Origin of the sequence: uncultured Methylobacterium sp., assembly GCF_964242245.1 — a bacterium.
Classification (GTDB): Bacteria; Pseudomonadota; Alphaproteobacteria; order Rhizobiales; family Beijerinckiaceae; genus Methylobacterium.
The window spans coordinates 1-9918 of record NZ_CAXTBY010000127.1 but is presented as its reverse complement, the minus strand read 5'-3'; the positions used below and the strand labels follow the sequence as shown (position 1 = coordinate 9918).

Annotated in this window: 8 protein-coding genes; all 8 read right to left on the bottom strand. The window is 69.9% G+C overall.

The annotated features are described in order from the left end of the window. Nucleotides 1–337 precede the first annotated feature (337 nt). The 8 genes from ACFE8Y_RS18765 to ACFE8Y_RS18730 all read right to left on the bottom strand — a co-directional run bounded on the left by ACFE8Y_RS18765 (nt 338) and on the right by ACFE8Y_RS18730 (nt 9583). Nucleotides 338–514: a hypothetical protein gene (locus ACFE8Y_RS18765; RefSeq protein ID WP_375465896.1), complete on the bottom strand. Its 177-nt coding sequence runs from the start codon at nt 512–514 to the stop codon at nt 338–340. 100 nt (nt 515–614) lie between these two features. Beyond that, a complete protein-coding gene (locus ACFE8Y_RS18760) occupies nt 615–1328 on the bottom strand; it encodes a cache domain-containing protein (RefSeq protein ID WP_375465895.1) in 714 nt (237 codons plus the stop codon). A gap of 367 nt (nt 1329–1695) precedes the next feature. After that, the gene (locus tag ACFE8Y_RS18755) at nt 1696–2670 is read right to left on the bottom strand and encodes an HpcH/HpaI aldolase/citrate lyase family protein (protein ID WP_375465894.1); all 975 of its coding nucleotides are present in this window, start codon (nt 2668–2670) and stop codon (nt 1696–1698) included. 142 nt (nt 2671–2812) lie between these two features. Further along, a complete protein-coding gene (locus tag ACFE8Y_RS18750) occupies nt 2813–5569 on the bottom strand; it encodes a phosphoenolpyruvate carboxylase (protein ID WP_375465893.1) in 2757 nt (918 codons plus the stop codon). Nucleotides 5570–5753: 184 nt separating this feature from the next. Then, complete coding sequence (gene sucD, locus ACFE8Y_RS18745; protein WP_375465892.1) at nt 5754–6647, bottom strand: succinate--CoA ligase subunit alpha; 894 nt, start codon at nt 6645–6647, stop codon at nt 5754–5756. Nucleotides 6648–6672: 25 nt separating this feature from the next. Continuing rightward, on the bottom strand, nt 6673–7845 hold the full coding sequence (locus ACFE8Y_RS18740; protein ID WP_375465891.1) for a malate--CoA ligase subunit beta: 1173 nt from the start codon (nt 7843–7845) through the stop codon (nt 6673–6675). 237 nt (nt 7846–8082) lie between these two features. After that, entirely contained in the window at nt 8083–8709 is a 627-nt protein-coding gene (gene fchA, locus ACFE8Y_RS18735) for a methenyltetrahydrofolate cyclohydrolase (protein WP_375465890.1), read from the bottom strand. A gap of 13 nt (nt 8710–8722) precedes the next feature. After that, the gene (locus ACFE8Y_RS18730) at nt 8723–9583 is read right to left on the bottom strand and encodes an NADP-dependent methylenetetrahydromethanopterin/methylenetetrahydrofolate dehydrogenase (RefSeq protein WP_375465889.1); all 861 of its coding nucleotides are present in this window, start codon (nt 9581–9583) and stop codon (nt 8723–8725) included. Nucleotides 9584–9918: the final 335 nt, after the last annotated feature.

The window sequence follows — 9918 nt, the reverse complement described above, 5'->3', positions numbered from 1 at the left end:
ATCCGGGAAGAGCGCAGGTCCCCACACCCGTAGCGGGAGAGGGACAGGATGAGGGATGAGAACGATCCGGAGAGGTCACGCCCCGCACCCCAGCCCTCTCCCATCCAAGTCGGGCCTGCCCGACTTGGACATCCACATTGCACATCTTGGGCAAGCCCGAGGTGTGTGGGGAGAGGGGGCCGCCCGGCGCTTCGCCCGATCCGCGCGGCACCGGTCTCAAGATGTGTGAAGCCGCAAGCCCGCAGAGGGGAGAGGGAGCGCCGGGAGGATGACGCGACGCCCCCGAACCCATCAACCGGAGATCAGCGGCTGGGAACGGCCGCACCGGTAGCGGCGCTCAGGCCCGCACCGGCAACTTCTTGAGGGCTGCCGCAAAGGCCTTGAGCTGGCGGTTGAGATCCGCCAGCTCGTTCAGGGCGATGGTCTTGTGGCCGTCCCGGACGGCGCGCTCGATGTCCTCGACCTGCGAAGCGGCGAGGCGCCGCAGGGCGGTTGCGACTTGCTCACGGGTCAACCTCGCCTCTCCGGCACGCGCATCGGGGATGCACCGTGATACGGCGGCAGGCTTAACCGCTGGTTCTCGCGGCGCACCGGGATGCGCCGATCCCGCACGGTCACTCGTTCGCGGCTTGCGCCGCCGCTTCGGGCGCGAGCGCATCCTCCGCCGCGTGCAGGCTCGCGCGCGCCCTGGCCATCGCCTCGTTCTGGGCGCCGGCGTTGGCGTTCAGGGCCTCCAGGAACGCCGTCCAGTCCGAGCGGAGGTTCGCGGGCATCGCGCCGTCCAGCCGTTGCCGCAGCGCGGCGATCCGGGCGGCGGCCGACGCGGGGGCGGCCTCGGCGTCGGCGTCGTACACGCCGACGCCGCACATCTGGTCGCTGGCGCGGGTGTAGTACGTCGTCTTCTGCGTCGCCACCGTTCCGCCGGGCTTCGGGAACAGGTAGCGGATCACCGAGACTTCGCCGGGCTTGGCCGTCTCCAGCATCCGGGCGATGAAGTGGTTGCCGGTGCTGTCGTGCAGGTCGCGCACGTCGTGGCCCTGGAGGATCGGGCTCGGATGCGCGGTCATCATCCCGTCCGGGCCGACGCAGAAGACGTAGGTGTCCGCGGTGCGGAAGCCGGCTTCCCCCTTCGTGAACGTCGCGAGCGCCTTCGGCTTGTCGGCGTCGATCGCCGCGACGACGCGCTTGAGCATCCACTGCGCCGAGCCGGTTCCGCCGCCCTCGCCGCAATCCACGGGCGCCTCCACGAAGCCGCAGGCTAGGACGGGACCGGCGCGCATCGCCGCGGCCAGGGCCAGGATCGCGAACGGTGACAGGATCGGCCTCATCGATCACTCCTCGATACGGATGGCCGCCGCGGTCGGGTGCCGGGCGCGCGTGCGTTGCGAGACGGCCGCCCCGGAGGTGCGGCCCGCCCCACTCTCTTCGCAAGCATGGAACCGTTCAAATCAGTCGTGTGATCACATCGCCGTGATCATTGCGCGTGCGGAACGACGCGGAGAGTGCCCGAGAATGCGTCGATCAGCGGTTTGCGGCTCACATCGCCCTTGGAGATGGTGTTCCACAGGACTCGCCGGTCTCTTCAACCCGCCCCTCCGAGGCGGCCGAGTCGACCATTCGTCTGGTAAGCGATGGCAGAGGAACGGCCGTCCCGGATTTCCCCGGACGGCCGCGTCGGCGCGGAGCCGCAGACCGTCAGCGGGCCGACATTGCGTTGGCCTTCTCGATCAGCGCCTCGGCCATGCGGATCGAGGCGATGTCGATGAGGCGGCCGTCCAGCGAGACGGCGCCGCGCCCGGCCTTGGCCGCTTCCTCCATGGCGACGAGGATGCGGCGCGCCTTGGTGACCTCGGCCTCCGACGGCGTGAACACGTCGTTGGCGAGATCGATCTGCGAGGGATGGATCGCCCACTTGCCCTCGAAGCCGAGCGCGGCGCAGCGGCGGGCGGCCGAGGTGTAGCCGTCGGGATCGGAGAAGTCGCCGAACGGGCCGTCGATGGGGCGCAGGCCGTAGGCGCGGCAGGCCACCAGCATCCGGGCCTGAGCGTAGAGCCACGGGTCTTGCCAGTGGACGGCGCGCGCCCCCGCCTCGTCCTTGTCGGTGAGCACGCTGTAATCCGGGTTGACGCCGCCGATCACCTGGGAGCGGGCGCGGCACGAGGCGGCGTAGTCGGCCACCCCGAAGGACATCGCTTCGAGACGCTTCGAGGACTGGGCGATCGCCTCGACGTTGGCCATGCCGAGCGCAGTCTCGATCAGAACCTCGATGCCGAGCTTCTTGTCCCGCTTCTTGGCCTGCTCGATCTGTGTCACCAGCACGTCGATGGCGTAGACGTCGGCCGGAACGCCGACCTTCGGGATCAGGATCATGTCGAGCCGCGGGCAGGCTTCGACGATGTCGACCACGTCGCGGTACATGTAGTGGGTGTCGAGACCGTTGATGCGGATCATCATGGTCTTGGTGCCCCAGTCGATCTCATTGAGCGCCTGGATGATGTTGGTGCGCGCGCGCTCCTTGTCGTCGGGGGCGACCGCGTCCTCGAGGTCGAGGAAGATCACGTCGGCCTTCGACTGCGCCGACTTCTCCATGAAGGTCGGGTTGGAGCCCGGCACCGCGAGTTCGGAGCGTTGCAGCCGCGGGGTGGCCTGCTGGATGAGGGTGAAGCTCATGGGGGTTCTCTCCTGTATTCTCGGGGCGTGGCGGCTTGCAGCGCCGCCATCTTGCGTGCGGGCGCGAAGCTGAGGCGCCCGAACCGTCGTGCTCAACATGGACCCCGTCGCGGCGGGCGACAGGGCCGGGGGAACGTTTCCATCAGCCCGTCGCGCCGAAGCCGACGGCAATGCAGTTGATCGAGAGCAGCAGCGCCGCCTTCACCGCTTCGCGGCCCGGCGCGTCGGCCTCGGCGCGGAAGCGGCGCAGCAGCTCGACCTGCTCGCGGCCGACCTGGTTGATCGTCGGCAGGCGCTCCTCCAGCCGGCCGCGGAACAGGGGGAAGCGGTCCGCGACGGCGTCCGCGCCGCTCACGCGGAGCACCATGGCGCGGGTCAGCGCGTACTCCGCCTCGATCATCCCGAAGATCCGCTCGCGAACCTCGCGGTCGGCGACGAGGCCGGCGTAGTCGCGGGCGATGTCGAGATCGACCATCAGCAGGGTCTTCTCGACCTCGTCGAGGATCAGGCGGAAGACCCGGCACTCCGTGAACAATCGTCTCAGCAGCGCCTCGCCGGCCGCGCCGCGGATGTCCAGGAAGCTCCGGATGCCGGAGCCGACGCCGTACCACCCGGTGACCACGTGCCGGTTCTGCGACCACGCGAACACCCAGGGGATCGCGCGCAGGTCGCTCAAGGCGCGGGCGCCGAAGCGCCGGGCCGGCCGCGAGCCGATGTTGAGCAGGGCGATCTCGTCGAGCGGGCTCGCCGCCTGGAAGTAATCGACGAGGCCGTCCGCCTGGAGCAGGTTGGCGTAAGCCGCCCGCGACGCGCCGGACAGGGCCTCCAGGGCGTCGTCGAACTCGGCGCGCGACTGGCCGGCGCTCTGCCGCTCGGACTGGAGCGCGTGCTCGAACACCGAGGCCGCGAGCATCTCCATCTGGTAGGCGGCGGTGCCGCGGTTGGCATACTTGAACGAGACCACCTCGCCCTGCTCGGTGGTGCGGAAGCGGCCCTGGATCGAGCCCGGCGGCTGGGCCGCGATGCCGCGCTGGGTCGGCACCCCGCCGCGGCTGACCGAGCCGCCGCGGCCGTGGAAGAACGCGATCGGCACGCCGGCCTCGCGCCCGAGCGCGGTGAGCTTCGCCTGCGCCTTGTACAGCTCCCAGTTCGCGGCGACGAAGCCGCCGTCCTTGTTCGAATCCGAGTAGCCGATCATCACCTCCTGCACGCCGCCCTGCCACCGGGTCGAGCGGCGCACCACGGGAACGGCGAGCAGCTCCCGCATGATCGCGGGCGCCGCGCGCAGATCGTCGATGGTCTCGAACAGCGGCACGATCGGCAGCGGGCAGATCTCGGTGCCGGCGGCGTCGAGGAACAGCCCGGCCTCCTTGGCCAGCAGGTAGGCGCCGAGGATGTCGGGCACCGAGCGCGTCATCGACAGGATGAACGCGCCGAAGGCCTCGCGGTCGAGGGTCTCGCGCATCTCGGCCACCAGCGCGAAGGTGGCCAGCGTCTCGCGTGCCTCGTCGGGCAACCCGTCGAAACCCGTCTGCGGGCCGCGCGGGCTGGCGAGTTCGGCGGATAGCCAGGCCCGCCACGCCGGCGCATCGAGGGCCGGGGGCGGCCGCTCGCCGTTCCGCCGCGCCCAGAGGGCGTGCAGCGTGCCCGTCGTGCGCGTGGTGTTCTCGCGCAGGTCGAGGCGGACCGTAGAGAACCGGAAGATCTCGACCATGCGCCGGACCGGCCGCACGAGGTCGGTGGCCAGCGAGCCGCACTTGGCGTCGGCCAAGCCGCGCTCCAGCGTCCTCAGGTCGTCGATCAGCCCGTCGGCGCTCGCGTAGTCGGGGCCGGACGGGCCGCCCTCGTTGCGCCGGATGGTCGCCTCCAGCCTGCGCAGGATGCAGGCGAGGAACTGGCGATAAGCCTCGCCGGGATTGCGGCCCGCGATCGTCTCCGCCGCGCCGCTCTCGGCCAGCGCCCGGTCGAGGGCCGCCCGGAACGTTCCGGGCACCGGCAGCGCGCGCTCGGTCAGCGACAGCACCCGGCCGAGATGGACCACGCCGTCGCGGTAGCGGCGCAGCGACGCCAGCGCGTTGCGCGACAGGGTCTCGCGGGTGACGCGGGCCGTGACGAACGGGTTGCCGTCGCGGTCGCCGCCGATCCACGAGCCGAACTGGAAGAACGGCGGCACCTCGAAGCGCTCGTCCGGGTAGTGCTCGGCCAGCGCCTCCTCCAGCGTGTAGAGCACCTCGGGCAGCATCTCGAACAGGGTCTCGTCGAAGAAGTGCAGGCCCCAGGCGACCTCGCGCTCGACGGTCGCCTTCTCCAGGTGCAACTCGCCGGTCATCCAGACCAGCTCGATCTGGTCGCGCAACTCGTTCATCAGGCCGTTGCGCTCGCGTGTCGTCCAGCGCGGCAGTTCGAGCTCGCGCAGCACGAGGTAGATCCGCCGGAACTTCTCCAGCACCGTCACGCGCTTGCCCTCGGTGGGATGCGCGGTGAGCGTCGGGCGGATGCGCAGGTCCTTCAGCAGCGCATGGATCTGCGGCGCCCGGATGCCGCCGGCTGCCGCCTCGGCGAGCACCTTGGCGAAGGTGCCTCCGAGGGCAGCGCGGCCATCGGTGCGCTCGACGTGCCGCCGCCGCCGCATGGCGGCGTTCTGCTCGGCGATCGACAGCAGTTGGAACCAGATGCCCTGCACCTGAAGCGCGCGGGCCAGCATCTCCGGCGAGAAGGCCGAGATGTCGGCGGTGCCGTGCAGGACCGGCTCCAGCTCGGGCTCGTGGCGGCGCGCCACGTCGAGGAGGGCGCGGAACAGGATGTCGACCGCCTCCTTCGACGAGGTGCCGGTGATGACCGGCGGGGCGAAGGCGCTGTCGTCTGCCGGGCCGGGGGAGACGTGCAGGGTGGTGGGCATCGGATGAGCCGGCTTCGATTGGGCTTCGGGGGATTGGCTCGCGCGCTTCCCTTTCCCCTCGGCGGGAGAGGGTGGCCCGCGAGCTACGTCGGGTGAGGGGAGCGCCGCATCCGAAAGGTCGTCCCCTCTCCCGCCCTGCATCCGCAGGGCACCCTCCCCCCGCAGAGGGGGGAGGGGTGACGGCTCACGCCGCCCGGCGGCGCATCACGTCGGCCACCGTCTCGCCGAACGAGCCCGGATCGGGCGCCACGGTGAGCCCGTAGGAGCGCATGATCTCGGCCTTCTCGGCGGCGCTGTCGCCGGTCGCCGAGATGATCGCACCGGCGTGCCCCATGCGGCGGCCCTTCGGGGCGGTAAGGCCGGCCACGAACCCGATCACGGGCTTCTTCATGTTCTCCTTGATCCAGGCCGAGGCCTCGGCCTCCTGCGGGCCGCCGATCTCGCCGATCATCAGCACGGCCGCGGTCTCCGGGTCCTGCTCGAACAGGGCGAGGTGGTCGAGGAAGGAGGAGCCGTTGATCGGATCGCCGCCGATGCCGACCGAGGTCGAGATGCCGAGGCCGACCGCCTTCATCTGCGCAGCGGCCTCGTAGCCCAGCGTCCCCGAGCGCGAGATCACGCCGATGTTGCCCTTGAGGTAGATATGGGGCGGCATGATGCCGAGCATCGACTTGCCGGGCGAGATGATGCCGGCGCAGTTCGGGCCGACCACCATCGAGCGGCGCTCGCGCGGGTAGCGCATCAGGTAGCGCTTGACCCGCATCATGTCCTGGGCGGGGATGCCGTCGGTGATCGAGCAGATCAGCGTCAGGCCGGCGTCCGCCGCCTCCATGATCGCGTCCGCCGCGAACGGCGGCGCGACGAAGGTGATCGACGTGGTGGCGCCGGTGACTGCCACTGCCTCCTTGACGGTGTTGAACACCGGCATCCCGAGATGGGTCTTGCCGCCCTTGCCCGGGGTGACGCCGCCGACGACGTTGGCGCCGTACGCCTTCATCTCGCGCGCGTGGAACGTGCCCTTGTCGCCGGTGATGCCCTGGACGAGGATCGGGGTGGTCTCGTCGATGAGGATGCTCATGGCCTGATCCTTCGCTTTCCGGGTGTCAGCGCTTGGCGGCGTTGCAGGCTTCGACGGCCTTGCGCGCGGCCTCGGACAACGTCTCGGCGGTGATCAGGTCGAGGCCGCTCTCGGCGAGAATTTTTTGGCCGGCCTCGACGTTGGTGCCGGCGAGCCGCACGATCAGCGGCACGTCGATCCGCACCTCCCGCGCCGCCTGCACGACGCCCTCGGCAACCCAGTCGCAGCGGTTGATGCCGGCGAAGATGTTGACGAGGATCGCCTTGACGTTGCGATCGGACAACACGAGGCGGAATGCGGTGGCGACCCGATCGGGGCTCGCACCACCACCCACGTCCAAAAAATTCGCCGGCTCGCCGCCCGCGTGCTTGATCATGTCCATGGTCGCCATGGCGAGCCCCGCGCCGTTGACGATGCAGCCGATCTCGCCCTCCAGCCCGATGTAGCTGAGGTTGTGCTCGGCGGCCTGAGCCTCGCGCGGGTCGCCCTGCGACGGGTCGTGCATGTCGGCGATGTTGCGCCGGCGGAACATCGCGTTGTCGTCAAACGACATCTTGGCGTCGAGCGCCAGCACGCGGTCGTCCTTGGTGACGACCAGCGGGTTGATCTCCAGCATGGTGCCGTCGCAATCGCGAAACGCCCGGTAGGCGTTCATGATCGTCTTCACCGCGGCCGAGACCTGCTTGATGTTGAGCCCCAGTTGGAACGCGATCTCGCGGGCCTGGAACTGCTGCAGGCCGACCGCCGGCTCGACCACCACCTGGATCAGGGCCTCGGGTTCGTTCGCCGCGATTTCCTCGATGTCCATGCCGCCGCGCTGGGAGGCGATGACGCGGACGCGCTCGGCCTTCCGGTCTAGCACGTAGCCGAGGTAGAGCTCGCGCTCGAACGGGTCGGCCGTCTCGATGTAGACCCGATGCACCGGCTTGCCCTCCGGCCCGGTCTGGAGCGTCACGAGGCGCTTGCCCAGCAGGTCCTTGGCGGCATCGCGCACGTCGTTGTAGGTGCGGCACAGCTTGATCCCGCCGGCCTTGCCGCGGGCGCCGGCGTGGATCTGCGCCTTCACCGCCCAGAACGAGCCGCCGAGCTCGGTCGCCGCGTAGACGGCCTGGTCGGCGCTGAAGGCGACGGCGCCCTTCGGCACCGCCACGCCGAAGCTCGCGAGCAGTTCCTTGGCCTGATACTCGTGCACGTCCATCGAGCGCCTCCTCCTTCGTTCTTCGACGAGGGTTTACGCCCTGAGTTTACTTTGTTGGAGGCCCGCGTCTCGTCAAATATTTTTGCGCTCGCGTTCAGTCTGCTTTGATCGACCGGGAAACGGCCTTCTTCACCTTGCAGTGCACCATATCTTGGTTGCGACTGCACCAGGAGACCGCCTGTTCCATGTTCACCGATGGTCGTTGCCGACGATCCGGCGCGATCCTCGGCGCCGAGGTCAGCTTACCTTGGCCTTGACCACGTCGTAGGTCTTCTCGTTGAGCGGTCCGGCATCGCCCAGCAGGCCTTCGAGCTCCTTCAGGCGCGCCTCGGCGAAGGCGCGGTCGTCGAGGCCCTTGGCGTTGACGTAGACGTTGAGCGCGGCGCTGCGCAGGCCGGCATGGGCCGAGAGAACCGCGACGCCCGCGTCCGAGATCACGTTGAGGTTGCCCTTCTCGGCGGTGACCTCCGCGAGGTCGATCACCGCGCGGCAGGCCCGGCAGCAGGCGAGCGGCACGTCGGTGGCGACCCGCAGGGCCGCCTGGATCTGCTCCGCCCGCGCGGCCCGCTCGTCGTCCGTCGCCTTCGGCAGCCCGTAGGCGCCCATCACCGCATCGAAGGCCGCGACATCCTCGGCGATCATCGCCGTGAGCTCGGCGCGAAGCGCCTCGGACCGCGCGAGCACCTCCCGCAGCTCGGCCTCGACCGCGACGTACTTCTTCTTGCCGATGGTGAGGTTGCACACCATCGACACGAGCGCCGCGCCCATGGCGCCCGAGATGGCCGCGGCCCCGCCGCCGCCGGGGGTGGGGGCGGCGCTTGCCAGCCCGTCCAGGAAGGTTTCGATGGTCTCGTGCTCGGCCATGGCAATCGCCTCCTCAGGCCATCTTCTTGGCGAGCGCGTAGATCTCCTCGGCGTCGAGCACCTGCTCGGTGCTGTCGAAGAGCTGGCCGACGCAGGCGCGGTGGAGCTTCAGCTTGAGCCCGCCGATGCCGAGCGCGCCGAAGGCCTGCTTGCCGTGCCGATCCTTACCCTTGTCCATCGCCTCGATGCCGCCGATGCCGGTCGGCGGCTGGGCGTTGTAGTCGGCCACGAACTGGATCGACGCCTCGTCGGCCCAGGCGGCCTCGGGCAGCAGCTCGACGCCGATGGCGCCCGCCGTGAACACGAGGTTCGTGCCCTTCACCAGCGCCACGCGGGAGGCCTCGTCGGGGGTCGCGGCGGCGGAGACGTCGACCTTGAACCGCGCGTTGATCGCGTCGGCCGCGGCCTGCGCCTTGTCCAAGGCGCGGCCGGCGATCGTCACCGCGGCGCCCTCGCGCGCCAGCAACGCGGCCGAGCGCATGCCGACCGGGCCGGTGCCGGCCAGGATCACGGCCGTCTTGCCTGCCAGCGAGCCCGCGGCCTTGGCGACGAGCGCGACGCCCGCGGCGGCGGTGGTGTTCGAGCCGTTCGAATCGAGCATGCAGGAGACGCGGAACGGGCCGAAGAAGCGCTTCTTCACCGCCTTAAGAACCGCCTCGCCGGCCGCCATGTTGCCGCCGCCGACGAAGATCGCCGTCGACTTCTTCTCCGAACCGCCGCGGGTGTAGATCGTCCCGTCCACGAGCGCGCCGACGTTCTCCGGCGTGACGCCGCCGTAGCCGGTGATGTGGTCGGCCCCCCCGTCGTAGCCGACGACCGCGTCGAACACGCTCGGCACCGCATCGGTGTCGAACTGGAACAGCAGCTTCTTCATCTCTCGTATCCTTTAGACCGCAGCATCGCGCGGCTGGCGTTCGTTATGCGGGTTCTCGTCGTTCCGGTACCGGGGCCGACTCGGGCGCGGGTCCCTTCTCCCAGGGGGAGAAGGACAGGATGAGGGGCGTAACTTCTCCGGAGAGGTCACGCCCCTCACCCCAACCCTCTCCCCATGGGAGAGGGGGTCTGTCGCGCCGACCGAACTTCTTACGATGAGGCCGCCGATCGCGAGATCCGGAAAACCTTAGACGACGTTCTGCGGCTTGCCGGCCACGAAGGCCTCGACGTTGTCCACGAGCTGGTCCGCGAGGATCTGCATCGCCTCCTTGCTCG

Excerpts from the sequence above, each read along its gene's own strand:
- ACFE8Y_RS18760 (WP_375465895.1), bottom strand. The coding sequence starts at position 1,328 with ATGAGGCCGATCCTGTCACCGTTCGCGATCCTGGCCCTGGCCGCGGCG.
- ACFE8Y_RS18755 (WP_375465894.1), bottom strand. The coding sequence starts at position 2,670 with ATGAGCTTCACCCTCATCCAGCAGGCCACCCCGCGGCTGCAACGCTCC.
- ACFE8Y_RS18750 (WP_375465893.1), bottom strand. The coding sequence starts at position 5,569 with ATGCCCACCACCCTGCACGTCTCCCCCGGCCCGGCAGACGACAGCGCC.
- sucD (WP_375465892.1), bottom strand. The coding sequence starts at position 6,647 with ATGAGCATCCTCATCGACGAGACCACCCCGATCCTCGTCCAGGGCATC.
- ACFE8Y_RS18740 (WP_375465891.1), bottom strand. The coding sequence starts at position 7,845 with ATGGACGTGCACGAGTATCAGGCCAAGGAACTGCTCGCGAGCTTCGGC.
- fchA (WP_375465890.1), bottom strand. The coding sequence starts at position 8,709 with ATGGCCGAGCACGAGACCATCGAAACCTTCCTGGACGGGCTGGCAAGC.
- ACFE8Y_RS18730 (WP_375465889.1), bottom strand. The coding sequence starts at position 9,583 with ATGAAGAAGCTGCTGTTCCAGTTCGACACCGATGCGGTGCCGAGCGTG.